The 25,662-nt window shown below is 67.8% G+C and carries 20 protein-coding genes and 3 tRNA genes; 12 read left to right on the forward strand and 11 right to left on the reverse strand.

All coding sequences use genetic code 11. The features are described 5' to 3' along the window. Positions 1 to 2 precede the first annotated feature (2 nt). The 4 genes from mutL to AC13GF_RS09720 form a co-directional block, all read right to left on the reverse strand. Positions 3 to 1,910: a DNA mismatch repair endonuclease MutL gene (mutL, locus tag AC13GF_RS09705; RefSeq protein WP_483004479.1), complete on the reverse strand. Its 1,908-nt coding sequence runs from the start codon at positions 1,908 to 1,910 to the stop codon at positions 3 to 5. A gap of 140 nt (positions 1,911 to 2,050) precedes the next feature. Beyond that, positions 2,051 to 3,625, reverse strand: a complete 1,575-nt coding sequence (locus tag AC13GF_RS09710; protein ID WP_483004480.1) for an N-acetylmuramoyl-L-alanine amidase — start codon at positions 3,623 to 3,625, stop codon at positions 2,051 to 2,053. Between the two features lie 82 nt (positions 3,626 to 3,707). After that, on the reverse strand, positions 3,708 to 4,190 hold the full coding sequence (gene tsaE / locus AC13GF_RS09715; protein WP_483004481.1) for a tRNA (adenosine(37)-N6)-threonylcarbamoyltransferase complex ATPase subunit type 1 TsaE: 483 nt from the start codon (positions 4,188 to 4,190) through the stop codon (positions 3,708 to 3,710). Then, a complete protein-coding gene (locus AC13GF_RS09720; protein ID WP_483004482.1) occupies positions 4,187 to 5,671 on the reverse strand; it encodes an NAD(P)H-hydrate dehydratase in 1,485 nt (494 codons plus the stop codon). Before AC13GF_RS09720 ends, tsaE begins: the two co-directional genes overlap by 4 nt. A gap of 23 nt (positions 5,672 to 5,694) precedes the next feature. Here AC13GF_RS09720 and queG point away from each other — a divergent pair, with 23 nt between their 5' ends. Both queG and xseA read left to right on the forward strand, forming a co-directional pair. Then, positions 5,695 to 6,765, forward strand: a complete 1,071-nt coding sequence (gene queG, locus AC13GF_RS09725; RefSeq protein WP_126927479.1) for a tRNA epoxyqueuosine(34) reductase QueG — start codon at positions 5,695 to 5,697, stop codon at positions 6,763 to 6,765. Between the two features lie 44 nt (positions 6,766 to 6,809). Then, positions 6,810 to 8,141, forward strand: coding sequence for an exodeoxyribonuclease VII large subunit (gene xseA / locus AC13GF_RS09730; protein ID WP_483004483.1), 1,332 nt, complete (start codon positions 6,810 to 6,812; stop codon positions 8,139 to 8,141). 632 nt (positions 8,142 to 8,773) lie between these two features. Here xseA and AC13GF_RS09735 read toward each other — a convergent pair. Together AC13GF_RS09735 and AC13GF_RS09740 are read right to left on the reverse strand one after the other, a co-directional pair. Further along, a complete protein-coding gene (locus AC13GF_RS09735; protein ID WP_483004484.1) occupies positions 8,774 to 9,670 on the reverse strand; it encodes a M48 family metallopeptidase in 897 nt (298 codons plus the stop codon). Between the two features lie 89 nt (positions 9,671 to 9,759). Continuing rightward, a complete protein-coding gene (locus AC13GF_RS09740) occupies positions 9,760 to 11,646 on the reverse strand; it encodes an SUMF1/EgtB/PvdO family nonheme iron enzyme (RefSeq protein ID WP_483004485.1) in 1,887 nt (628 codons plus the stop codon). A gap of 84 nt (positions 11,647 to 11,730) precedes the next feature. On the opposite strand from AC13GF_RS09740, the gene rnd reads away from it, so the two are divergent. Continuing rightward, on the forward strand, positions 11,731 to 12,810 hold the full coding sequence (rnd, locus tag AC13GF_RS09745; RefSeq protein ID WP_483004486.1) for a ribonuclease D: 1,080 nt from the start codon (positions 11,731 to 11,733) through the stop codon (positions 12,808 to 12,810). Between the two features lie 117 nt (positions 12,811 to 12,927). Further along, on the forward strand, positions 12,928 to 15,000 hold the full coding sequence (locus tag AC13GF_RS09750) for a DUF4034 domain-containing protein (RefSeq protein WP_483004487.1): 2,073 nt from the start codon (positions 12,928 to 12,930) through the stop codon (positions 14,998 to 15,000). 88 nt (positions 15,001 to 15,088) lie between these two features. On the opposite strand, the gene AC13GF_RS09755 is transcribed toward AC13GF_RS09750, so the two are convergent. Then, on the reverse strand, positions 15,089 to 17,419 hold the full coding sequence (locus AC13GF_RS09755; protein ID WP_483004488.1) for a TonB-dependent receptor: 2,331 nt from the start codon (positions 17,417 to 17,419) through the stop codon (positions 15,089 to 15,091). A 180-nt stretch (positions 17,420 to 17,599) separates the two neighbouring features. After that, a complete protein-coding gene (locus tag AC13GF_RS09760; protein WP_483004489.1) occupies positions 17,600 to 18,181 on the reverse strand; it encodes a TetR/AcrR family transcriptional regulator in 582 nt (193 codons plus the stop codon). A gap of 101 nt (positions 18,182 to 18,282) precedes the next feature. Here AC13GF_RS09760 and AC13GF_RS09765 point away from each other — a divergent pair, with 101 nt between their 5' ends. From AC13GF_RS09765 to AC13GF_RS09780, 4 genes are all read left to right on the forward strand, one after another. Continuing rightward, a complete protein-coding gene (locus AC13GF_RS09765; protein WP_483004490.1) occupies positions 18,283 to 19,338 on the forward strand; it encodes a sugar phosphate isomerase/epimerase family protein in 1,056 nt (351 codons plus the stop codon). Positions 19,339 to 19,359: 21 nt separating this feature from the next. Then, positions 19,360 to 20,253: an alpha/beta fold hydrolase gene (locus AC13GF_RS09770; RefSeq protein ID WP_483004491.1), complete on the forward strand. Its 894-nt coding sequence runs from the start codon at positions 19,360 to 19,362 to the stop codon at positions 20,251 to 20,253. Next, a complete protein-coding gene (locus tag AC13GF_RS09775) occupies positions 20,243 to 21,175 on the forward strand; it encodes an alpha/beta hydrolase (protein WP_483004492.1) in 933 nt (310 codons plus the stop codon). Before AC13GF_RS09770 ends, AC13GF_RS09775 begins: the two co-directional genes overlap by 11 nt. Positions 21,176 to 21,269: 94 nt before the next feature. Continuing rightward, positions 21,270 to 21,345: transfer RNA gene (locus AC13GF_RS09780), tRNA-Ala, on the forward strand. A 61-nt stretch (positions 21,346 to 21,406) separates the two neighbouring features. Here the strand turns inward: AC13GF_RS09780 and AC13GF_RS09785 are convergent. Then, a complete protein-coding gene (locus AC13GF_RS09785) occupies positions 21,407 to 21,577 on the reverse strand; it encodes a hypothetical protein (RefSeq protein ID WP_483004493.1) in 171 nt (56 codons plus the stop codon). Positions 21,578 to 21,737: 160 nt separating this feature from the next. Between AC13GF_RS09785 and AC13GF_RS09790 the strand changes: the two genes are divergently transcribed. Continuing rightward, entirely contained in the window at positions 21,738 to 22,223 is a 486-nt protein-coding gene (locus AC13GF_RS09790; RefSeq protein ID WP_483004494.1) for a hypothetical protein, read from the forward strand. A 6-nt stretch (positions 22,224 to 22,229) separates the two neighbouring features. Here AC13GF_RS09790 and AC13GF_RS09795 read toward each other — a convergent pair whose 3' ends face one another. Continuing rightward, entirely contained in the window at positions 22,230 to 22,991 is a 762-nt protein-coding gene (locus tag AC13GF_RS09795) for an SDR family oxidoreductase (protein WP_483004495.1), read from the reverse strand. Between the two features lie 132 nt (positions 22,992 to 23,123). Between AC13GF_RS09795 and AC13GF_RS09800 the strand changes: the two genes are divergently transcribed. After that, positions 23,124 to 23,966 carry a bifunctional transcriptional activator/DNA repair enzyme AdaA gene (locus tag AC13GF_RS09800; protein WP_088429438.1) on the forward strand — a complete coding sequence of 281 codons (843 nt, stop codon included), beginning with the start codon at positions 23,124 to 23,126 and terminating at the stop codon, positions 23,964 to 23,966. 73 nt (positions 23,967 to 24,039) lie between these two features. Here AC13GF_RS09800 and AC13GF_RS09805 read toward each other — a convergent pair whose 3' ends face one another. Then, on the reverse strand, positions 24,040 to 25,065 hold the full coding sequence (locus AC13GF_RS09805; RefSeq protein ID WP_483004496.1) for an NADP-dependent oxidoreductase: 1,026 nt from the start codon (positions 25,063 to 25,065) through the stop codon (positions 24,040 to 24,042). Positions 25,066 to 25,399: 334 nt separating this feature from the next. On the opposite strand from AC13GF_RS09805, the gene AC13GF_RS09810 reads away from it, so the two are divergent. Both AC13GF_RS09810 and AC13GF_RS09815 read left to right on the forward strand, forming a co-directional pair. Then, a tRNA-Phe gene (locus tag AC13GF_RS09810) sits at positions 25,400 to 25,475 on the forward strand. A 73-nt stretch (positions 25,476 to 25,548) separates the two neighbouring features. Continuing rightward, positions 25,549 to 25,624: transfer RNA gene (locus AC13GF_RS09815), tRNA-Phe, on the forward strand. The last annotated feature ends 38 nt before the right edge of the window (positions 25,625 to 25,662 follow it).

The following is a 25,662-nucleotide window of genomic DNA, read 5'->3' on the forward strand; positions in this document are numbered from 1 at the left end:
CCTCAACGTCCGCGCAGGAACCAGCGGTCGATCTCCGCCAGCGAAAAACGGGCCCAGGTCGGCCGGCCGTGGTTGCACTGGCCCGACCGTTCGGTGATTTCCATGTCGCGCAGCAGCGCGTTCATTTCCGGCACGGTCAGCCGTCGGTTGGCACGCACCGCGCCATGGCAGGCCATGGTCGACAGCAGCTCATCGCGCGCACTCGCCACACGCCGGCTCTGGCCATGTTCGCGCAGGTCGGTCAGCACGTCGCGCAGCAGGCCTTCCGGTTCGGCGTGTGCCAGCAGCGCTGGAATGCTGCGCACATGCAGCGCACCAGGGCCGGCACGGGTCACTTCGAAGCCGAGTGCGGCCAGCGTTTCGGCTTCGCTTTCGGCGGTGTCGGCCTCGCGCTCGCCCACCGCGAGCGTGATCGGCACCAGCAACGGCTGCGACTGCAAGCCGATGCCATCGTGCGCATTCTTCAAGCGCTCATAGCCGATGCGCTCGTGCGCCGCATGCATGTCGACCACGATCAGGCCTTCGGCGTTCTCGGCCAGGATGTAGATGCCATGCAGCTGCGCGATCGCGTAGCCCAGCGGCGGCACGCCTGCGTCCGCACTGGTCACCGGCAGTCCGTTCTCGGTCGGCATCGGCGGCAGCGCAGCGCCGCGCTCGGCGCCGGCCGGTGCGGCATACAGCGCGGCATAGGCAGCCGGTGCATCGGCCACCTGCAATCCCAGCGGTTGCTGCGGGCGCCAGCCCGAGAATCCACCACCGCCACCACTCGAACCGGCACCCGGTGCGGCACCGCGTACCAGACCGAAACCGGAGGCGCCCGCACTGGAGACCATCGGCGCCGAACCTGCATCCGCCGGATGCGCGGAGCCGGCACCGATGTCCTGCGCCGACATGCCGGCCCGGGTATCGGCCAGCGCATCCTTCAGCGTGCGGTAGACAAAATCATGCACCAGCCGCGAATCGCGGAAACGCACCTCGTGCTTGGCCGGATGCACGTTGACGTCAACTCGGGTCGGGTCGAGCTCAAGGAACAGCACATAGGCCGGCTGGCGGCCGTGGTACAGCACATCGCCGTACGCCATCTTCACCGCATGGGCGACACTGCGGTCGCGCACCGAACGGCCGTTGACGTACAGGTACTGCTGGTCGGCGCTGGCGCGCGAATAATGCGGCTGCGCGATCCAGCCGTGCAGGCGCAGGCCGGCACCACTGTGGTCGACGCGCACGGCCTGGTTGGCGAAATCCTCGCCCAGCGTTTCGGCCAATCGCGCATCGGAATACAGATCGCCCGGCTTGTAGCGGCGCGAGGCCTTGCCGTTGTGCGAGACGCGCAGTTCGACATCCGGCCGCGCCAGCGCAAGCGAACGCAGCCATTCTTCGATATGGCCCAGCTCGGTGCGCTCTGCGCGCAGGAACTTGCGCCGCGCCGGTACGTTGTAGAACAGCTCACGCACTTCCACCGTGGTGCCCGGCGCATGCGCGCGCGGCGTCACTTCGCCGATCTTGCCGCCTTCGATCTGCAGCGCCGAACCGTGTTCGTCATGTGCGCGACGCGAGGACAGGGTGAAACGGCTGACCGAGGCGATCGACGGCAATGCTTCGCCACGGAAACCGAGCGTGGCCACCGATTCGAGGTCGTCCAGATCGGCGATCTTGCTGGTGGCGTGGCGCGATACCGCCAGCGGCAGCTGTTCCGGTGCGATGCCACTGCCGTTGTCGCGGATGCGGATCAGGCGTACACCGCCCTCTTCAAGATCGATATCAACGCGGCTGGCACCGGCATCGATCGCGTTCTCGACCAGCTCCTTGACCACCGACGCAGGGCGTTCGACCACTTCGCCGGCAGCGATCTGGTTGATGAGGATCTCCGGCAACGGCCGGATCGGGCGCGGATGGGTAGCAGACGTCATGGGGGGATGATAGCGGAGGCGCCGCAGGTAGAGTCGACTGTCAGTCGACTGCTCCTGGCCGGACAGCGAAAAACCCCGCGCTGCGCGCGTAGTCGACTAACAGTCGACTCTACAGAAAGCAGTAACCCGCCTTCGGCGGGTTACTTGCTGCCGCCGGCCATGGTGCCGGCTGCGTCGATCTCGGCCTGGGCGCGGGCGGCATACAGTGTGCCCGGCGGCGGCTGGCGGCTGAAGAAGGTATGTACACCGTCCAGCACGGCCCCGGCGATCTTGCGCTGGTAGGCCGGGTCGATCAGGCGCCGTTCTTCATCCGGGTTGGAGATGAACGCGGTTTCCACCAGCATCGCCGGCATGTCCGAGGTGCGCAGCACCGCGAAGTTGGCGCGCTCGATGTTCGGCTTGTGGTTGTTGCCGATCCGCTTCAGGCCGCCCAGCACGTGGCCGGCCGCGTCCTCGGACGCCTTCATGTAGCCGCTCTGGGCCAGGTCCAGCAGCACGTTGGCAAGCGTGCCTTCGGTCTGCTGCAGGCGCACGCCACCCACCAGGTCAGCCGCGTTTTCCTTGTCCGCCAGCCAGCGGGCGCGCTGCGAAGAAGCACCCTTGGTCGACAGCACGTACACCGACGAACCGGTGGCCGAACGGTTTTCGGCCGCGTCGGCATGGATCGAAATGAAGATGTCGGCCTTGTTCGCACGCGCCTTCTGCGCACGCATCGGCAGCGGGATGAACACGTCGCTGTCGCGGGTCAGGTAGGCCTTCAGGCCCGGCGTCGCATTGACCTGGCGCGCCAGTTCACGCGCCACGGCCAGGGTCACATCCTTCTCGCGCTTGCCGGTCGGGCCGATCGCGCCCGGATCCTGGCCGCCATGGCCCGGATCGATGGCCACCACCAGATGGCGCATGCCGGCCTGCATGCGGATGCGCGACGCATCGCTGGGCATGGCCGGACGCGGTGGCACCACCGTGGTCGGAACCGGTGCAGGTGCGGGCACCGTGGCCGGCGGCGTGGTCACCACCGCTGCGGTGCGCTGCCCAGCCAGGATCGCGGCCGGCGAGGAAGAAGGCGAACTGCTGGCCACGGTACCGGCCGCCGCGACCTGGGCCGGTGCGGTGGACGGCGCCGGGGTGGGCGTGGCCGGCGCGGCGGCAGTGGCACTGGCCTGCTGGCGCACCTGGGCAGTCAGCAGCGCGGTCGCACGCGCGGCATCGGAACGCGACTGCGCGCTCTCCGCCGGCGTCGGCGTCGGTGCGGGCGTGTTGACCGGTGCCTGTGACTGCACCGCCGGCGTCGCTGCCGGACGGCTGGCGGCCACGGCCGGGCCATCGCCCGGCCATTCGATCACCAGCTTGGATTCATTGCCCTCGCGCTGCATCTGCGGGCGGAACGGCGCCACCGATTCAGCGAGGTCGAAAACGACACGGAAGGTACCCGGCACCGGCTGTCCGGTACGCACCGCCGTGACCACGCCCTGCGCAGCCGGCATCTTCAGGTTGCGTATGGCGCTGGAGTCCGGGAAGTCGACCACCAGACGGTTCGGACCGGCCAGAGAAAGCGTCTTGTAGCCGCCACTGCCGACCAGCGAGATCTCGGCACGGGTGCCGGTGGCGCCGGTATTCAGCAGGACCTGGCGGACTTCACCGGCCCACGCACTGACGCTCGCCAGACCCAGTCCGACGGCGGCACAGATAGCGATGAGACGGTTCCCCGGGCGCATGGCTCAGGATTCAATCACCGCGCTGAACGGAATGCAACACCTTTTTCCTTAATAATCCGTAACCTGCCGGTCTTTGTTCTCGTCAGCCGACAGAAATGGCCTGCAAGTCGCCCCCTTGGGGAAGCCGTTTCAGCCATTCATGTCCGATGTCGCTGGCCCCAGCGAGACGGACGCGGCGCCCCTGTCCCTCGATCTCCAGCGCCACCACCAGGTCGGTCGGCGGCAGCGCGCCAGCGCCGCGTTCCGGCCATTCCACCAGCCACAACACCGCGCTGCCCTCGTCCAGGCCCAGGAAATCGAGTTCGCCGGCCTGGCCGATCCGGTACAGGTCCAGATGCCAGGCCTCGCCACCGCTGGCAAGCGGATAGCGCTCGACCAGGGTGTAGGTCGGGCTGCGGATCGCGCCCTGCACGCCCAGTGCGCGCAGCAGTGCGCGTGCGGTGGTGGATTTGCCGGCGCCCAGGTCGCCGCGCAGTTCGACCAGCGCCTGCGGCGGCCGGGTGGCCGCCAGCCATTGCCCGAGTAGTTCGGTGGCATCGCTGTCGGCAAGGAAGAAATCGATCATGGAGAGAGTTCCGGGTTGGCCAGTCGCCGCAACGGCGACAGCAGATCAGTAGGAAGCAGGCCGCGCGCGCCATCAGCGGCAGCGATATCGCCTGCGAGCCCATGCAGCAGCGCACCGGCCGCAGCGGCGTCGAAGGCGGCCAGGCTCTGCGCGCGCAGGCTGGCGATGATGCCGGTGAGCAGGTCGCCCATGCCACCCACGGCCATGCCGGGGTTGCCTGCGGCAATCAGCCGTGGCCGCTGCCCGGGCGCTGCGACGATGCTGCCGGCCCCCTTCAGCACCACCACGGCGTGGAAACGCTCGGCCAGTGCCTGCGCGCAGGCGTAGCGGTTGGCCTGGATGTCAGCGGTGCTGCAGCCGAGCAGGCGTGCGGCCTCGCCCGGATGCGGCGTAAGGATGGCGTCAGGCAGCGCGCGCGGATCCTGCGCCAGCAGGTTCAGGGCATCGGCATCGACCACCAGTGGCCTGGCGCTGGCCAGCACCCGCGCGAACAGTGCGCGCGCCCATTCGTCCTGGCCCAGACCGGGGCCGATCGCCACCACCTTGGCCTTGTCCAGCAGCGCTGGCAGCACATCGCCGTCTTCCAGCGCGTGGGTCATCGCCTCGGGCAGGCGCGCCAGCAACGGGCCGACATGATCGCGGCGGGTGCCCAGGCTCAGCAATCCCGCGCCCGCACGCAACGCCGCTTCAGCCGCCATGGCGATGGCCCCACCGCTGCCATGGTTGCCGCCGACGCACAGCACGTGCCCGGATTCGCCCTTGTGGGTATTGGCACGGCGCGGCGGCAGCAGTGCCGGCAAGCGATCCTGGGTCCAGTGCTCCGCGGCGGGTGACACGCCCTGCCATGCGGCCGTGGGTAGCTGCAGCGGCGCCAACGCCTTCCACCCGCAATGATCCAGCGCATCGCCGGTATACAACCCGCGATGCGGCACGATGAACTGCAGGGTCAAAGCGGCCTTCACCGCCTCGCCCGGAACGGCGCCCCGGTCAGCATCCACGCCACTGGGGACGTCCAGCGCCAGAACCGGTGCCGTCTGCGCGTTGAGGGCGGCAATCAGCGCCTGCACCGCGCCTTCGGGCGCACGGTCGAAGCCCAGACCGAACAGGGCATCGACCCAGATATCGGCCTCGGGCAGCGCGCCGTCGAAATCGGTGATGGTGCCGCCGTCGGACGTGAATTCCGATGCTGCACGCTGTGCCAGCGCGGTTGACGGCGGCTTCCCCGGCAAGGCGATCACCAAAACCTCGCGTCCGGCCTGCAGCGCGTGGTGGGCCAGCACATGGCCGTCGCCGCCGTTGTTGCCCGCGCCAACCACCACGCCGATACGCTGCGCCTGCGGCCAATGCTGCAGCAGGCACTGCCAGGCGGCCTGGCCGGCCTGTGCCATCAGGCCCCAACCGCCCTCGGCGGCCAGCGCCGAGGCCTGCGCATCAAGCGCACGCGCGGTAGCGGAATCGAACAGATCGGCAAGGTTGGCCATGCAGGGATTTTATACTGGTGCACATGTCCCCCGTCCCCGCCCCTGTCGATCCGGCCCAGGCCGTGCAGCGCATCCGCGAACTGGCCCGTGCGCATGGCTTCCAGCGCTGCGGCATCGCCGGCATCGAGCTGGGCGAGGATGAGGCGCACCTGGCCGACTGGCTGGGCCAGGGCCTGTACGGCACGATGGACTGGATGGCGCGCCACGGCACCCTGCGCGCGCGCCCGGCCGAGCTGCTGCCCGGCACCGTACGGGTGATCTCGGTGGGCATGGACTACAGCCACAAGGACGACACCGAAGCCTGGGCAACCCTGGCCGACCCGGGCCGCGCCTACGTGGCCCGTTACGCCTTGGGCCGCGACTACCACAAGCTGATGCGCAACCGTCTGCAGAAGCTGGCCACGCAGATCAACGATGAAGTGGCACCGCTGGGCTACCGCGTGTTCGTCGATTCGGCCCCCGTGCTGGAACGTGCACTGGCGCGCAATGCGGGGCTCGGCTGGATCGGCAAGCACACCTGCCTGATCGATCGCCACGGCGGCTCCTGGTTCTTCATCGGCGAGATCTACATCGATATCCCGCTGCCGATCGATGCACCTGCCACGGCACACTGCGGCACCTGCACGCGCTGCATCGATGTCTGCCCGACCCAGGCCATCACCGGCCCGCAGCGGCTGGACGCGCGGCGCTGTATTTCCTACCTGACCATCGAGCACGACGGTGCGATCCCCGAAGACATGCGGCCGTTGATCGGCAACCGCATCTACGGCTGTGACGACTGCCAGCTGGTCTGCCCCTGGAACAAGTTCGCCAAGCGTACCGACGAAGCCGATTTCCGCGCGCGCAACAACCTCGATACCGCGCGGCTGGACCAGCTGTTCGCCTGGGATGAAGCCGAGTTCCTGCGCCGTACCGAAGGCAGCCCGATCCGGCGTAGTGGCCATGAGCGCTGGCTGCGCAACATCGCCGTGGCACTGGGCAATGCACCGTCCTCGGCCGAAGCGCTGGCCGCGTTGCATACCCGCGTCGATGATCCCTCGCCGCTGGTGCGTGAACACGTGCAGTGGGCGCTGGGCCAGCACACGGTACGCTGACGTGCGATCCTGAGCCCCCGTTCCGCCCGCAGCACGCCGTTCCCATGCAGCCACGCAACAACGACATCCTCACCCCCAGCCAGCTCAACACCCTGGCCCGCGACCTGCTGGAAGGCAGCTTCCCGGCGATCTGGGTCGAGGCCGAACTGGGCAGCGTGGCGCGTCCTTCTTCCGGGCACCTGTATTTCACCCTGAAGGACGCACGTGCGCAGCTGCGCGCGGCGATGTTCCGGATGAAGGCGCAGTACCTGAAGTTCGTGCCGCGCGAAGGCATGCGCGTGCTGGTGCGCGGCAAGGTGACGCTGTACGACGCCCGTGGCGAGTACCAGATGGTGCTGGACCACATGGAGGAAGCCGGCGAAGGCGCACTGCGCCGCGCCTTCGAGGAGCTGAAGGCACGCCTGGAGGCGGAGGGCCTGTTCGACCCGGCACGCAAGCGGCCGCTGCCGGCGCACGTGCAGCGCCTGGCGGTAATCACCTCGCCCACCGGCGCCGCCGTGCGCGACGTGCTGAGCGTGCTCGGCCGCCGCTTCCCGCTGCTGGAAGTGGACCTGCTGCCGACCCTGGTGCAGGGCAGCAGCGCCGCTGCACAGATCACCCGCCTGCTGCAGGCCGCCGATGCCAGTGGCCGCTACGACGTGATCCTGCTGACCCGCGGCGGCGGTTCGCTGGAAGACCTGTGGGCGTTCAACGATGAAGCGCTGGCCCGCGCGATCGCCGCCAGCCGCACCCCGGTGGTGTCGGCGGTGGGCCACGAAACCGACTTCAGCCTCAGCGATTTTGCCGCCGACCTGCGTGCACCGACGCCGTCGGTGGCGGCCGAGCTGCTGGTGCCGGACCAGCGCGAACTCGCGCTGCGCCTGCGCCGCACGGCCGCCCGCATGGTGCAGCTGCAACGACATGCGATGCAGCAGGCGATGCAGCGGGCCGACCGCGCCCTGCTGCGCCTGAACGCACAGAGCCCGCAGGCGCGGCTGGACCTGTTGCGCCGCCGTCAACTCGATCTGGGCCGGCGCCTGCATGCCGCGTTCAACCAGCAGCAGGAGCGCCGTGCCGCGCGCCTGCGCCATGCTGCGGCGATCCTGCGCGGGCATCATCCGCAGCGCCAGCTCGACGCGATGCAGCGCCGACTGGCCGCCCTGCGCGGGCGCCCGCAGATCGCAATGCAGCGGCTGCTGGAGCGCGATGTGTTGCGCCTGCGCGGGCTGGCGCGTTCGCTGGAAGCGGTCAGCCCGCTGGCGACCGTGGCCCGTGGCTACAGCATCCTGACCCGCAGCGACGACGGTGCGCTAGTGCGGCACGTCGACCAGGTGCAGCCTGGTGACGCCCTGCAGGCCCGCGTTGGCGACGGCGTGATCGACGTGCAGGTCAAGTAAAGGGGTGTTCGGCAGGGCTGCGCCCTGCACCCACAGAGGCTTCAAGCCAAGGCAACGTCAACGTCAAAAGCAGGCATTCCGTGGGATGGCGGGGCGATGTCGGAGTGCGGGGACGCCGCAAGTACGTCCTTGTAGGCTTGGCAGCCGCTTGCTCGTGTGCGCTTTCCTGCGCACACGGCAAGACCGGGGTTGGGCGTCCTGCCCAACCCGCCCGAGGCATGCCTCGGGCCCATGCGGCTGACACCCCGCACTCCGACACCGCCCCACCTCTGACAGATTCCGGTGGCTGTTGGTAGGTGTCGACCTTGGTCGACACGGTAGATCCACGCATGTGTGGATGAATCTCCATCGGAATCGAATATTTCGAATCGAGATCGAAAAGCATCCACGCATGGCGTGGATCTACTGCAGGTCGCAGAAATCTGTCGAAGGCGGGGTGGGTCCGGTTGCGGGAGTGTCCGCGGCATGGATGCCGCGGCCAAGCCCCCAGGGACGGGTTTACGGCGTCTCCCGCCACCGGACCCACCCCGCCTCCCACGGGAAACCCGCTTCTGCTTCGGCTGTTGCTGTTGCTGTTGCTGTTGCCCTGGTTCGCAGCGGGTGCAGGGCTGCAAGCCCTGCCGACCAACCTCCTACTTTGCCTGCTCGCAGAACTTCTGCCGGTACTCGAGTGCCTTCGGCATCAGCGCCTGCAGATTCTGGATGCGGGTGCCCGGGTTCGGGTGGGTCGAGGAAAACTCCGGCGGTGACTGGCCGCCGCTGGCCTGGCCCATGCGCTGCCACAGCGGCACCGCCTCGCGCGGATCGAAGCACGCCGCCGCGGCCAGCATCAGGCCCACTTCGTCGGCCTGCGTCTCGTGGCTGCGCGCATACGGCAGCAGGTACCCATAGCCCATCGCCGACATCATCATCTGTTGCTGCTGCGCATCCATGCCGCTGGCGGCGCCGGCCACCTGCCCGATCTGGGTCAGCTTCTGCTGGGCCATGCGCTGTGCCCCATGGCGCAGCAGTGCATGGGCAATCTCATGGCCCATCACCACCGCCATCGCATCGCGGGTGCGCGCCACCGGCACCAACCCGGTGTAGACCGCCATCTTGCCACCCGGCAGGCAGAACGCATTGGCCTGCTCGGACGGAATCACGTTCACTTCCCACTGGAAATCCCGCGCGAAATGCGCCGGTTGCACGCCGTGCTCCTGCGCCAGCGCGGTCTCCACCACATCGACCTTGGCGATCAGGCGCTGGGCGATGTCACGCACATCGCGCGCGATCGGTGCGTTGGGGTCCATCGGCCGTTCCTGCGACAGGATCTGCTGGTAGGCCTGCAACCCCAAAGCGGTCTCCTGGCGCGCGTCCAGGCTGCTGTCGATCATCACCTTCTCGCCCGTATACGGATCCACCGTGCGGTTGGAAAACCAGTAGAACACCGCATAGCCGGCGGCCAGCAACAGCACCCACCAGCGGATGTTGCCGAACAGGCCGCGGCGCTGCGAGCCTTGTGGCGGGCGGGAAAAGGGATCGTTGCGCATCGGGTCGGCTTCCAGCAGGCCCCGCCGGCCGGCGGGCACGGCGCAATCTTAGTGCGCCGATGCCAGCAACGGGTGAAGCCGGCCGCCGATCAGATGCCGCGTACCAGGCGGAAGCCGATGCGCGCGTTGGTGGTATCCGAGTCCTGGGATTGCCGCCAGGCCGCGCGGGTCTGCTCCGGCGCATTGGCCCAGTTGCCACCCCGGATCACCCGTGCGCGGCAGCCCGGGTTGAACCAGGCGGCGCCATCGGAGGGCGCGCGCCGGTAGCTGGCATGCCAGCAATCGGCCACCCATTCGCTGAGATTTCCGCCCATATCGTGCAGGCCGAAGGCATTGGCCTGGAAACTGCCTACCGGTGCCGGCCCCCACCAGCCATCACCATAGCCGATGAAGGCGTTATGCCAATGCCGCCCGGACGGCGACACATCCTTGCTGCCGGTGAAATTGCCGCTGCCCGGCGGCGGCGTGCCCGCATCGCCCCAGGGGTAGCGACCACTGTTGCCGCCGCGCAGCGCGTACTCGAACTCTGCTTCACTGGGCAACCGGTAGCTGCGCCCGGTCTGCTCGGACAACCACGCCGCATAGTTTTCGGCATCGCGGATGCTGACGTGCATCACCGGCGAATTGGCCATCGCGCGGCCACCGTCGTAATCCGAGCGCCAGTCCACGCCGCTGCGGCGGATGAAGTTGCCGCTGCGTTCGTCATAGACCACCGAATGGCCTCGCCGCGTCGCCCGGGGGCGTGCATTGGTCGCCTTCACGTAGCGCTGGAAATCGCTGACCGTGACCTCGGTGATCGCCATCGCGAAGCCTCGATCAAAGCGTACATAGTGCGATGGTCGCTCGGCATCGCTCGAACCCGGTTCGGCATCGCCGGCACCCATCTGGAAACCGCCGTGCGGCACCACCACCATCTGCGGCCCGCGTCCGCCATCACGCATGGCGTCGCTGAACACCTGTCCCGGGCGGAAGCTGCCGTAGTGGGTGGCCAAGTCGATACGCTCACGCAGCTGGGCCACCACCGCGTCTCCCGGCAGGGCGATGCGCAGGGCTTCGGCCAGTTTCTCGCGCGCCGGCTTCAGGCCCTGCGGCGTGGACAGGTCGCGCAGGCCGTCATCGCGCAGCTGCAGCAATGCCGCCGCACGGATCTGCTCGATGCGCTCGAAGGCGTCGGCGATGGTCGGCGACGAGTCGCGCACCTTGCTGGCTTCGGCCAGCCAGGTGCCCGCGCTGGCGAAATCGCGCGTGCGTGCAGCGTCCTCGGCACGGCGGATCAGCCCACTTTCGGCCGCGGCCAGCCCCTGCCGTGCACGGCTGTTGTTCTCATCCAGTGCCAGTGCCTCGCGGAAGTTGCCGATGGCCCCGTCCCCGTCCTCGCCGATCCGGTCCGAGCGCAGGTCCTCTTCACCAGCGCGGTTGTAAGCGACCACCCGCTGGGCAAGCTCCACCCGTCCCTGCAGTGCGCGTACCTTCTCGTCCTTCGGCGCCAGCGTCAGCAGAACCAGCGCCTGGCGGCTGGCCTCGGCCAGCGCCTCGCGCTGCTTCAGCGGCCGCACCAGCAGCGCATCCGCCTGCTGCTGCAGGCGCTGGCGGGCACGCTGCAGGCCCTGGCGGGCCTGGCGGTCATCCGGGTCCTCTTCCTGTACCGCCAGCCACAGCGGGATGGCGGCATCGGCATCCTCATACAGCCGGCCCTCGGAGAAGGCCTGCCCGGCCGCGCGGCGCAACTGGGCCAGGCTGCGGCCCTGCCGGTCCACCCGCGGTGGCGTCCACTGCTGTACATCCTCGGCGGCATCCTCACCGGCGATGGTCACGCTGCCCTGCCCGGCCTGCGGGCGCTCGTCGCTGTCTGCGTTCATAGACGGGCGCGCCTCCTCCCCGGCACTCCGGTCCGCTGCCGTGGGGGGCGACGGCGTGCAGCCCGCCAAGGCCATGGCCAGGGCGGTGCACAGCACGGACGACAACGGAAAACGCAAGCGGAGCCTCCTTCGGCACGGACGCGCACCGACGTTAGGCTATTCTCCCCTGCCTGAGCAAACCCGAGTAGTAGGCCCTGAACCGTGGCAACCTGGATCACCACCCCCGCCGAGCTGGATGCGTACTTCCAGCAGCGCCCGACCCGCATCGGCCTGGACACCGAATTCATCCGTGAACGCACCTTCTGGCCGCAGCTGGCCCTGGTGCAGATGGCGGTCGGGCAGGACATCCTGCTGATCGACCCGCTGATTCCCGGCATGACCGAGGCGCTGGCGCCGTGGCTGGCCGATGAATCCATCACCAAGGTGATGCACAGCGCCAGCGAAGACCTGGTCGCCTTCAAGTGGGCGTGCGGCGTGCTGCCGCGACCATTGTTCGACACCCAGATTGGTGCCGCGCTGGCCGGCATCGGCGGCGGCATGGGCTACCAGAAGCTGGTGGCGGAAATCACCGGTGTAGCACTGGCCAAGGGCGAAACCCGTTCGGACTGGATGCGCCGCCCGCTTTCGGAGTCTCAGCTGCAGTATGCCGCCGACGATGTCGAGCACCTGTTCGCGCTGCATGACGCCATTGATGCCAAGCTGCAGGCGCTCGGCCGCCAGCAGTGGCTGCACGACGATGGCGAGCGCCTGCTGGCCAGCGTCGCCAACGACGAGGACCGTTGGCCGCATCTTGCGATGCGCTCGGCACAGTTCCTCGACGCCGCCGCACAGCACCGCCTGCTGCGCCTGCTTCGCTGGCGTGATGTGCAGGCACGCAACAGCGACCGCCCGCGCAGCTGGATCCTGGACAACGAACTGGCCGCCACCCTGGCGCGCACGCCACCGACCGACGAGGCTGCGCTGGGCAAGCTGTTCGAGCAGTTCCCGAAGGCACCGCGCAAGCTGGCCGGCGCGGTCTGGCAGGCGCTGTCCACGCCGCTGGCCGATGAGGCCGAGGCACCGCTGGCGCTGCCTGCCAATGACAGCAACAAGCAGGCGGTGAAGAAGCTGCAGGACGCGGTGGCCGAGCGCAGCCGCGAGCTGGGCCTGCCGGATGGCGTGCTGGCCTCCCGCAAGCATCTGGAAAGCTATCTGGAGCGCCGCCAATGGCCGGCAGCACTGGCCGGCTGGCGCCAGCAGGAACTGGAATCGCGACTGCAGGCACTGTTGCCCGCGCACTGAGATCAACCGGCGCCGGGCAACCCGGCGCCGGCACCGCAAACATGAGCATCTGCCATGCTTGCCGCCGCGGGCGCGGGCCTGTCCAATAGCGTCCCCGCTATTGTTGGATTGCATCAGATGACAAATGGAATTGCGAAGGACGGTCTCTCTGCCGATGACCTGGCCTGGCGCACAGAAGCGCGTGCCGCCTTGCAGGCAAAGCGCTATGCCGAACTGGATGCGTTGCTTGCTCCGCATGAGCTGGCCTGGCTGCAGGGAAAGAATGCGTTGCCCGGCATCCGCTGGCGGCTGCGCAACCTGCACGACGCCACGCTGACGCTGGAAGCGCGCCTGCAACAGGCCCAGCAGTGGGCCTCGGCCGCCCCCGGCAGCTACTACGCCTGGCTGCGCCTTGGCGCCTGCTGGCAGGACGCTGCCGGTGAACTGCGCAGCGCCGACGTGGCCGCACTGGTGGAGGACAGCCAGTGGCTGGCGGCACAGCTGGCCCGCGACCATGCCGTACATGCTTACCTGCAGGCGATCGCGCTGTCACCGCGGCCCGCACTGGCACTGGACGGCATCAAGCGCATCACCAGCTACCTGCGCGAACCGAACTGGCTGCGTGCGCTCCAGGCCGGCCAGCCGCCGGAATCCGATGATGCCGCGCTGGCCGAGCACTATCCGCAGGCCTGGCCGCAGGCACTGCAGCTGCTGTCGCGCTTCGGTGCACCGCTGCAGGCATTGCCAGCCACGCTGCCGCCGCTGCTGCGCGAACGCAGCCAGGACGACTTCGATGCGCCGCTGGCGTACTGGATGCGGCTGGTGCTGGAACAGCGCCCCGACGACCTGAGCACGTTGGAAGGCACTCTGTATTTCCTGTACCCGCGCTGGGGCGGCAGCCACGAGGCGATGGAAGACTTCATCGAGGGCAGCTGGTGCCGCGGCCTTGATCTGACGCAGAGCAATGCGCTGCGCTGGCGAAAGGCGCAGGACTGGCTGGCCGAGCTGCCACAGCGCGATGACAGCGAAACCGTCGCGGCGCACGAGCACGCCTACGCGCAGATCCTCGACTGGCACCTGGACCGCGCCCTGCGCGCGGAGGTGCTGACCCAGCGTGCCGGACTGCGCTACCGGCTCGGCCGCCGTGAGGATGTCGAGAACGACGTCCAGTGGGACGCCCAGCACATGCAGGCGGTATTCGGCGACCTGCAGCAGGCCTGGACGCTGGACCGCGACATGGTCCTGCATGAAGGCCTCAGCAATCTCGAGGCCTGCGCCTGGTTCGCTCACGTCGACGGGGCCGAAGCGTTGTTCGCGCAGGTGGTGGACTACGCGGCACGCGAAGGTGATTCCGCGATCGGCCTGCTCTGGGCGGCCACCGCCATCGAGCATGGGCTGCTTGGTCAGACCGCCGACCCGGCACGTGCTTTGACCCTGCTGCAGCGCGCCCTGGAACTGGCACCGCGGGAGAACACCTCGGCTGTCACCTTCGCCGCCAATCTGTTCTGCGATGTCTCGCAGGCCGCCGGCCTGTCGCTGCTGCAGCGCATGGCCGACGATGGCGACGCCGGCGCGATGTCGGCACTGTGCGACCTGTACAAGGGTCGCCTGGGCGGCCGTGACCAGCCGCAGTTCGTTGATGCAGAAAAGGCCGCGTACTGGCAGGAGCGCGCGGTGGAGGGCGGCGACCTGATCGCCACCTACAACCTGGCCGTGCGCCTGGTCGCTGCAGGCGGCGCGGACAATGAAGCGCGTGCGCGCGAGCTGTACCTGCGCTGCCTGCGCGAAGCCGACGCCGGTGAGCGCGTGTGGGGCCCGGCCTGCCGCAACCTGGCCTGCCTAGCATTCGATGGCCAGAACGACGCGCACAAGCGCGAAGCGGTCGAACGCGCCTTGATTCCGCTGTGGTGGCGCGGTGAGGACGACGACAAACTGTGGGCGGCCGGCTACCTGGCCGACATCTACCACTTCGGTAACGGCGTCCCGGCCAATGCATTCCTCGCCCTGACCTGGCTGCAACGTGCCAGCGAGATCGATCCGGAGTATGTGGACGTGGTACGCATGGCACCGCTGATCAACGGCGAAGGCCGCTGGTTCGGTGCCAGCCGCGCACGCAAGCAGCAGGAACAGGACCGCCAGCAGGTGGACAGCGCCACCTGGGCCCTGACCTTCGGCCAGCGCAGCCAGGACAGCAACCTCACTGCGGTCTGAAGCAACGAAAAGGGCGGCCCGGTAATCCGGGCCGCCCTTTGCATTCCAGCAGCGCGATGGCGGGATGCTCCGCCATCGCGACAGCGCATTACCAGTTCATGTTCAGCGAGACACCGACGGTGCGCGGCTCGTTATAGACCGCGGCCATGTAGTTCTCGATCACACCCTTGAGGTTCTTCTCGTTGGTGATGTTGCGCGCAAACAGCGCCACTTCGTAGGCACCGTAGTTGCCCGAGTAACCGATCTTCAGGCCACCCTCGAAGTCACCCTTGGAGTTGAACTCCTTGCTGTCGTACAGCACGAAGCTGGTGTAACCCTGCTTGTTCCAGTCGGTGGACACGAACATGGTGCCGGCATCGCTGACCGGGAAGTCGTAGCGGGCGGCCAGGTTGACGTTGTACTTCGGCGCGTTCGGCAGCGTGTTGCCGTCGATCTGGGCGAAGGTGTTGGCACCGACCTTGATGGTCGGGTCGCCGACGGTGCACACCACCTGGCCGTTGAGGCCGCAGACCTGCGCGTAAACGCGCTTGTCCTTGATCTCGCTGTGCAGCAGGCTCAGGCCGGCGCTCAGGGTCAGGTTCGGGATCGGGCGCAGCTCCATGTCGGCTTCGAACCCGTAGGCCTTGGCCTTGTCGGCGTTGAACAGCACGCCGTTGCCGTCCGAATCGTTGCCGTTGAGCTGGATGTCGTTGACGGTGTAGGTGAACGCGGTGGCGTTCAGGCGCAGGCGGTTGTCCCACAGGCTGCTCTTCACACCCGCTTCCCAGGACAGGATGGTCTCGGAATCAGCGGTGGTGAAATCGGCATTGAACACCGCCGAACGGCCCTGGATGGTCGGGCCACGGAAGCCACGCGCGACCTTGGCGTAGACGCTCACGTCCGGCGTGATCTGATACATCGCGCTCAGATCCCAGCTCGGGGTGGTGTCAGACATCTTGACGTCGGTGCGGCCCTTGTAGGTAACCACGCCGGCAGCGGTATCAGCGGTCTTCAGCAGGCGGGTGTGCTTCTCGTCCTTGGTCTGGCGCAGGCCGGCGGTGACGGTGAACTTGTCGGTGAAGGCGTAGCTCAGCTGGCCGAAACCGGCCCACGAGGTGTTCTTGTTGCGCAGGCGCACCCAGTTGTTCGGGTTGCGGGCCGCACCCTGCAGGAACCACGCGCGCTGGTAGAAGTCGGTGGTGTCGCTGCCGTTGAAGTAGAACGCACCAGCCTGCCACTGCAGGGCGCTGTCATCATGGCTGGCCAGGCGGAATTCCTGGGTCCACTGGTCCAGATCACGGATGCGGCCCATCGACTGGCCGTAACCGTTCGGCACGCCGTTCACCGGGAAGTTCACCGCAGCACCGCCGTCGGTGTCGCCACGGCTGTAGCCGGAGGTGGTTTCGTAGGCGGTGATCGAGGTGAAGTCGATCGCGCCGAAGTCGTAACGTGCCTTCACCGAACCGCCGTAGGTCTTGTAGGCCTGCGGATTGTTGCCGGCTTCGTCGTAGGCGACCTTGTCGCGCGGCACGTCGGTCTTGTTCGAGCCCTTGGTCAGCGCACCGCGCAGGAACAGGGTCGAGGTGCCTTCGTAATCACGGGCGTGGGCCGAGGCCAGGATCGAGAACTGGTCGCTCGGGGTCAGCAGCAGCTGCGCGCGCACGTTGCGGTCATCGAAGCCGCCCATGGCGTTCTTCTTCGGGCTGACCGTGCCGTCGGCGCTCGGGCCCTTGTAGGTGTTGTCGACGTAGTCGTCGCGGTGCTGGTACAGGGCCGACACGCGGAACGAGGCGATGTCGTTGATCGGGCCGCCGAAGCCGCCGTCGATCGACACGCTGTTATAGGTCGCATAGCTGGCGCTGACGCGGCCGGTGTAGTCCTGGGTCGGCTTCAGGGTGTCGAACTTGATGATGCCGGCGGTGGTGTTGCGGCCGAACAGCGAGCCCTGCGGGCCGCGCAGCACTTCCACCTGGTCCACGTCATAGACCGGGTTGGACTTCAGCACCACGTGTTCCAGCACCACGTCGTCCTGGATGATCGACACCGGCTGCGAGGCACCCAGGTAGAAGTCGATGTTGCCCAGGCCACGGATGTAGAAGCGCGGGAAGATGCGGCCGGTGGTGGTTTCCGCATACAGGCTCGGCACGCGGCCGGACAGCGCCAGCAGGGTGTCGTCGCCGCCGGCGGTAAAGTCGCGCATGCGCTCGCCCTGCACCACGCCTACCGAGACCGGCACTTCCTGCAGGTTCTGCTCGCGGTGTTCGGCGGTCACGGTGATCGTGTCCAGGCCGGTCGGGGTCGGCGCGCTGTCCTGCGCGACGGCACCGAAGCTGGCAGCCAGGGCCAGGCCGGCACAGGCCAGGGCCAGCGGGTGGCGGCGGAAGGAAACAAAGGAAGACGACATACCCGACAGGCGGCGGGAATCGGAATGGGAGGGCATGAAATGCTCTGAGGAGGCGTCCGTGCGGCCTGCGCGAGCCGGGCGGCAAAAAGGAAGAAAACTGCGCAAGCCGCCATTATCCCCCAAATTGTTACGATTTCGTTGCGCGACACCCAAACCCGGCGAAACAAGCGGTTTCGGCACAGTCACCGGGCATTCCGCACGCCCTGAAGGCTTGACTCAGGGCAGCGGCCCCAACGCCACATCAACCACCGCCAGCAGGCGCTCGCGGCTGATGCCGTCACGCGCCTGCACCGAAATGCCGTGCAGCACCGTGGCGAAGTGATCGCCCAGTGCCTGCACCGCCGCATCACCGGCCAGCTCCCCTTCGGACTGAGCCTGCTGCAGGCGCGCGATGATCGCCGCCGTACGCTGGCGACGATGGCTGGCCAACCAGTCCCGCACGCCCTCGCCATCGGGCGAGACGCTGCTGGCAGAGGACACCACCAGGCAGCCGTGCGGGCGCCCGCGACGGGTGTAGGTCAGCACCGCTTCGCGCAGCATGGAGCCGATCGCCTCACGCAGCGTGGCCTGCTCCAGCGCGCGCGGCGCGAAGCCGCCCTCGCCTTCCTCGTACAGCGCAACGGCTTCGCGGAACAACTGCTCCTTGCTGCCGAACGCGGCGTAGATGCGTGCAGAGGCAATGCCCAGTGCTTCGACCAGTGCCGACATCGACGTGCCTTCATAGCCGTGCTGCCAGAACAGCAGCATCGCCTTGCGCAACGCCTGGTCCCTGTCGAATTCGCGCGGTCGCCCTGCCATCTGCCTGCCTGCTCCAGTGAGGCGCGCAGTGTAACGCGGGTGTTGACCACCGCGAGGGCCGCCCCTATTCTTTGTCGATCGACAAACAATTGGAGCAACACATGCAGACCCTCAAGGGCCCCAGCCTGCACCTGGCGCAGTTCGCCGGCGACCAGGCCCCATTCAACTCACTTGCCGGCATTGCCGCGTGGGCCGCCGACCACGGCTTCAAGGCCCTGCAGATCCCGGCCTGGGATGCACGCCTGTTCGACCTGGCCACCGCTGCCGACAGCCAGGACTACTGCGACGACCTCCGCGGCACCCTGGCCGAGCACGGCCTGCAGGTCAGTGAGCTGACCACCCACATCCTCGGCCAGCTGGTCGCCGTGCATCCGGCCTACGACGAACTCTGCGATGGTTTCGCGCCCGAAGCACTGCGCGGCAATCCGAAGGCCCGCAGCGAATGGGCGCAGCAGCAGCTGCACCTGGCCGCCCGCGCGTCACGCCGTCTCGGCCTGCAGGACATGGGCACTTTCTCCGGCTCGTTCGCCTGGCCCTACCTGTTCCCGTTCCCGCAGCGCCCACCGGGCCTGATCGACGCGGCGTTCGACGAACTGGCACGACGCTGGCGGCCGATCCTCGATACCTGCGAGGACAACGGCATCAACCTCTGCTACGAGATCCATCCCAGCGAAGACCTGCATGACGGCACCAGCTTCGAGCGCTTCTTCGAGCGCGTCGGCCAGCACCAGCGCTGCCGCATCCTGTTCGATCCCAGCCACTTCGTGCTGCAGCAGCTGGACTACCTGGAGTACCTGGACATCTACCACCCGCTGATCCGCATGTTCCATGTCAAGGACGCCGAATTCCGTCCGAGCGGGCGCCAGGGCATCTATGGAGGCTATGCCGACTGGACCGAACGTGCGGGCCGCTTCCGCTCGCTGGGCGATGGCCAGGTCGACTTCAGGTCGATCTTCTCCAAGCTGGCCCAGTACGACTACGCGGGCTGGGCAACGCTGGAATGGGAGTGCTGCCTGAAGGACCAGGAAGCTGGCGCGCGCGAAGGTGCCGCGTTCATCCGCGACCACATCATTCCGGTCACCGACAAGATTTTCGACGACTTCGCCGGTGCACCGATCAGCACCGCGCAGATGCAGCAGATGCTCGGCATTGCCTGAGCCCCAACGGAGCACTCCCCCATGACCACTTCCCTTTCCGCTGGCGCTGCCGGCGACGCTTCGCTGCGCCACCACTACCTGCGCATCGATGGCCAACGCGTGCATTGTGTATCCGCCGGGCACGGCGAACCGGTGCTGCTGATTCCCGGCTGGCCGCAGACCTGGTACGCCTGGCGCCACGTGCTGCACGCGCTGGCCGAGGCCGGCTTCGAAGCCATCGCGGTTGATCCGCCGGGCATCGGCGAATCCGACCGCCCCACCCACGGCTACGACACCGGCAGTGCCGCCGCCGTCCTGCACCAGACCATGCAGGCACTGGGCCACGACCGCTACCAGGTGGTCGGGCATGACATCGGCATGTGGATCGCCTATGCGCTGGCCAGCGACCAGCCGCAGGCGGTGCGCCAGCTGGCGGTCACCGAAGCGGTGATTCCAGGCCTTGCGCCGGAACCGGGCATCTTCGCAGCACCGGCCGACAACATCTTCCTCTGGCACTTCATGTTCAACCAGGTGGCCGATCTGCCTGAAGCACTGATCAGTGGACGCGAACGCGCCTACCTGGAATTCATGTTCGACCGCTGGTCGTACCGACGCGATGCAGTGGCCGCCGACACCTACATCGCCGCCTACAGCCGTCCGGGCGCATTGCGCGCAGGTTTCGCCTGGTACCGCGCGATTCCGGAAACGATCCGCCAGAACAAGCTGCGCGCGCAGCGCCGGCTGCCGATGCCGGTGCTGGCGATCGGCGCCGAGCACGCCACCGGCGATGCGCCGATGCTGACCCTGCAGCCGCATGCCGATGATGTGCGCGGCAGCATCGTGCCGGGCTGCGGCCACTTCATCATGGAAGAAGCGCCGCAGGCATTTCTTGCACAGCTGCTGCCGTTCCTGCAGGAGGCGCGCCATGCGGCTTGAACCGGAACTGCAGCAGTTCGTCGATGCCATCGCGGCCCATCCGCTGCCGGAGGACCTGCGCGAGCTGCGGGCGATCAGCGAGAGCGCGCTGCCCCAGCTGCAGGGGGCGCCGCAGCCGGTTGCGCATGTGATCGAACATGCGGTGATCGCACGCGACGGCCACGCGTTGGAAGTCCGCCTTTACACACCGGAAAGGCTGCCCGATGGACCGGCGCCAGCTTTGTTGTTCGCCCATGGCGGTGGCTGGTTCCAGTGTTCGCTGGCGGTCTACGACGGTCCCTGCCGCGCCCTGGCCAATGCCAGCGGCTGCGTGATCGCCGCCGTGGGCTACCGGCTGGCGCCGGAGCACCCGTTCCCGGTTCCACTGCATGACGTCGCCGACGCCTGGCAGTGGTTGCATGACAACGCCGATCGCCTCGGCCTGGACCCACAGCGGCTGGCGATCGGTGGCGACAGCGCGGGTGGCAACCTCGCAGCCGCCTGCTGCCTGCTGCTGCGCGAGACAGGCCTGCCGCAGCCGCGCCACCAGCTGCTGCTATACCCGGCGCTGGATGCCGGCATGAGCAGCGATTCCTACCGCGACTACGCCACGGGCTATTACCTCAGCGCCGAACTGATGCAGCGCTGCTGGCAGGCCTATCTGAGTGGGATGGATCTGGATCCACCGCCGGCACTGGCCTCGCCCGCCCACGCAACCGACCTGCAGGGGCTGGCGCCAGCCTCCGTGCTCAGCTGCGAGCACGATCCGCTGCGCGACGAGGCCGAGCAGTACGCGCACCGCCTGCAGGCTGCGGGTATCCACTGCACGCTGGAGCGGCTGCCGGGGATGATCCATGCCTGCATCCACCTGCAGGGCGTGGCTGTTTCCACCGACGTGGCGGTACAGCGCGCGGGCGATCTGCTGCGCCAGGCCCTGGTCTGAACCGGCCGGGGGCGGTAGCAGATCCACACCTGCCACCGTCCCGGCCCGGCGCTTGGCAAGCCCGGCAGGCAGCGCTACACTGAAAGCCTGCCGTGGGGCCATAGCTCAGCTGGGAGAGCGCGTCGTTCGCAATGACGAGGTCAGGAGTTCGATCCTCCTTGGCTCCACCACTATTCAGAAGAACCCGTAGATCTCCGTGATCTGCGGGTTTTTTCTTTTAGCGCCCGCGGCTCAGCCGGGCTCCTGGCCGCCATCCTTGCGCCGGGGGCTGCGCGAATGCGCATCACGCACCTGTTGATCGCGCTGGCCCGGCCGCTGCCTGGCCACATCGTCCTGCTTCCTGTCCTGGCGACTTTCCTGGATGCCCTGCTTCGGGTCCTGATCCTTGCTTCGCTCGTTCATCGAAATCTCCACGCCGGCGGCGGGCCCACGTTGCCCACCACGCTAGAGGTTGCCGGGTAAGCCGCAGGTCAGTCCTGCGCCAACGTCATGTGCAGGCACTGGCTTGCCGCCGCGGCCCCCGCGCCGCCAGAATCCGAGGCACCACGCCCACCGGTATGCCATGCCCTACCCTGCCCAGCACGCAGCGCACACGTTGCCGATGCGCCTCGATGCGACCGACGGCAGCATCCAGCTCGGCAACCTGCCGATACTGATCGGCCCCACCCTGACACGGGATGAGGCGCGTGTCGCCTTTGCCACGCTGATGCGAGGAGAGCGCGATGTCGGCACCGGCTATCACTGGCTCAGCCTGCACCGGCTCAGCCTGGGCGGTGCGCCCGCTGGCATCAGCCTGTGCTTCCACGGGCAACAGCTCGACATGGTGACGATGGGCGTCGATCTACCCGGTGCAACGTTGGAAGACGGCTGGCCGACCCAGGCCGCGATCGATGCCGAAGTCGCCTTCATGCGCCGCACCCTGGGTGCGGCGCTGGGTCGCAAACTGGCCGGCGGCCACGCCCGGTTCGGCTGGGGCGAAGCCTGGGCCCGTTTCGATCCGAAAGGCTTCATGGCCAGCAGCGGTATCCGCTACGCGCCACGCCCCTGACCCCGCTCAGGTACGGGTGATCGACACTCCCCCCTCCACGCGCATCGCGGTACCGGTAACGAAACTGCTTTCATCGCTGGCCAGGAACAGCGCCGCGTTGGCGATCTCCTCCGGTTCGGCCATGCGCTTCAGTGCGTGCAGCGAGCGCACGAAGTCGCGGGCATCGCCGGTGGGTGCAGCCTGCCGGCCCATCTCGGTATCGGTGCCACCGGGCAACAGCACGTTGCTGCGTACGCCGCGCGCGCCGTATTCGGCGGCGATCACCTGGCTCAGGCCGATCAGCCCGGCCTTGCTCGACGCATAGGCCGCCATGCCGGGGAAGCCCACCGTGTGGCCGACGAAAGTGCCAACGAACACCAGCGAGCCGCCGCCGCGCGCCAGCAGTGCCGGCAACTGCGCGCGTGCGGCATGGAAGGCCGCATCCAGATTGGTCGCCATCACCTCGCGCCAGGCGTCCACCGGGAACTCCGCCGCCGGTACGCCCGGGCCGAGCATGCCGGCATTGTTGAGGGCGATGTCCAGGCCGCCGAAGGACCGCTGGGCCAGATCGACCAGCGCCTGTGCCGTGCCCGGCTCAGCCACGTCAGCGGCATGCACCACGGCTTCGCCACCGGCGGCGCGAATTTGCTCGGCCAGCGCCTGCAGCGGCTCCGGCCGCCGTGCGTTGAGCACCAGCTTTGCCCCTTCGGCAGCGAAACGCAGCGCGCTGGCGCGGCCGATGCCGGCGCTGGCACCGGTGATGAGGGCGATCTTGTTGTTCAGGCGCATGGTCGTGGTGTCGGTTGTGAAGTGGCCGCCACGATGCCGCGCCTCTCCCCTGCCGACACTCCGTTTCCGGGCCTGGCCCGTCGGTGCAGGAAACGGAGTTTCCGCAGAACCGGCACGTGCCAGAATCCGGCCATGGACAGTACCGCCACCACCGCCCTCGATGCCCGCGTCGAACGGGTCTGCCGCCACCTTCAAGCGAGCCTCGACGAACCCTCACTTCAGGAACTGGCCGACATCGCCGGCTGCAGCCCGACGCGCCTGCATCGGCTGTTCAAGCAAGCCACCGGGTTGACCCCGAAGCAGTACGCTGCGGCGCTGCGCGCCGACCGCCTGCGCACCGGGCTGGAGCAACAGGAACGCATCACCGACGCCTTCCACGATGCCGGCTTCGGTTCCAGTGGACGCTTCTACGAGAACGCACCGAAGTTGCTGGGCATGACGCCCAAGCAATGGCGCGCAGGTGGTCGCGGCGAAGTCATCCACTTCGCGCTTGCCGAAAGTTCACTGGGCAGCGTGCTGGTGGCCAGCAGCGCCACCGGGGTGGTCGCGATCCTGCTCGGCGACGATCCGGAGACGCTGCTGCAGTCATTGCAGCAACGCTTCCGCCAGGCCGAACTGGTCGGCGCCGACCAGGGCTATGAGCAACTGGTGGCACAGGTGGTGGGCCTGGTCGAGGATCCTTCGCGAGGCGCCACGCTGCCGCTGGATATCCGCGGCACCGCGTTCCAGCAACGGGTGTGGCAGGCACTGCAGCAGATTCCGCGCGGGCAGACCGCGTCGTATGCGGATGTCGCTGCGCGCATCGGTGCACCACGCTCGAGTCGTGCGGTGGCACGTGCCTGCGCGAGCAATCCGCTGGCGGTGGCAGTGCCCTGCCACCGCGTGGTGCGCCGCGATGGGGACCTGTCCGGCTATGCGTGGGGCGTGGCGCGCAAGCGCGAACTGCTGCGCCGGGAAAAGGCCTCGACTGCCTGAAGTAGGTGCCGACCTTGGCCGGCATGCTCAGCTTCCGGCAGGTGCCAACCTTGGTCGGCACGCCGCCAAGCCCTCAATCCAGCTTCACCACCAGCTTGCCGAAGTTGTGCCCCTTCAGCAGCCCAAAGAACGCCTCCGGCGCATTCACCAGCCCTTCCACCACATCCTCGCGGTACTGGATACGGCCTTCGCGCAGCCACTGCGGCATCTCGCGTTCGAAGTCCGGCCACAGGTGGTTGAAGTCGTGCACGATGAAACCGCGCACGGTCAGGCGCTGGCGCAGGATCTGACTGAACAGCGCGGGCAACCGGTCCGGGCCGGGTTGCTCGATGCCCCGCTCGTTGTAGGTGGCGATGGTGCCGCACACTGGAATGCGGGCGAAGTCGTTGAGCAGCGGCAGCACTGCATCCAGCACATGGCCACCGACATTCTCGAAGTACACGTCGATGCCCGCAGGCACTGCCACGCGCAGCTGGTCCGCAAAATCAGCGGCGCGATGATCCAGCGCCACGTCCACCCCCAGCGTCTGCAGATAGGCGCGCTTGGCTTCGCCACCGGCGATGGCAACCACGCGCGCGCCCTGCAGCTTGGCCAGCTGGGCCACGGTCGCGCCCACCGGCCCGGTCGCGGCAGCCACCACCAGCGTCTCGCCCGGCTTCAAACGGGCGATTTCATGCAGGCTGGAATAGGCGGTGAAGCCGGGCATGCCATACACGCCCAGCGCGGTACTCAGCGGCAGTCCGGCAGGGTCCAGGCGGCGCCCCAGTGCCTTGGCCGGCAGCACCGCGTGGGTCTGCCAGCCACCCGGCGCCAGCACCAGCTCACCTGTGGTTACGCCCTCGGCGTTCGACTGCAGCACCTCGGCCACGGTCTGCCCTTCCATCACCGCGCCCACCGCCACCGGCGCGGCGTACGACGGGCCCTCGTCCATGCGTCCGCGCATGTACGGGTCCAGCGACAGATAACGGTTGCGCAGCAGCACCTCGCCAGCGGCCAATGACGGCAACGCGGCCTGTTCCAGGCGGAAATTGGCTGCACTTGGCGCCCCCTGCGGACGCGACGCAAGCACGATGCGGGAGGTGGTCGAGGAATCGGACATGGCCAGGTCTCTGCTGTTGCCAGCATCAGGAAAGAAGTGCCGACACTACGCCGCAGCCATCCCCGATGTCGGCCACGAAAACAGCGTTCCATGGACCGGCGCGGCGCGGGTCCGGCGCAGCCCTTGCCCTTGCAGCTTTGGCGATCGCGGCGATCTGCTGATTTCCACCGCAGACGATGATCGACTGACCACGCCCCGCCCCACGACGGAGGATCAAGCACTTGCGAGCGCGCAGACGGCAATGTGAAGAAATCTTGGCAAAACGCTTGCCGAAGGCACCCGACCTCCGTAATATACGCGTCCTTGGCAGCGACCTCGCTGCAACGAAACATGTGGCCGAGTAGCTCAGTTGGTAGAGCAGGGGATTGAAAATCCCCGTGTCGGCGGTTCGATTCCGTCTTCGGCCACCACTTTCGAAGGCCTGCAGAAATGCGGGTCTTTTTTTTCCGGAAACCGGGTTTGATCACGGTTACCGCACAATTTGGCCGAGTAGCTCAGTTGGTAGAGCAGGGGATTGAAAATCCCCGTGTCGGCGGTTCGATTCCGTCTTCGGCCACCATCTTCAGAGACCTGCAGAAATGCAGGTCTTTTTTTTGG

The sequence above is a fragment of the Stenotrophomonas sp. 22LJNL06-5-1 genome (assembly GCF_056861455.1).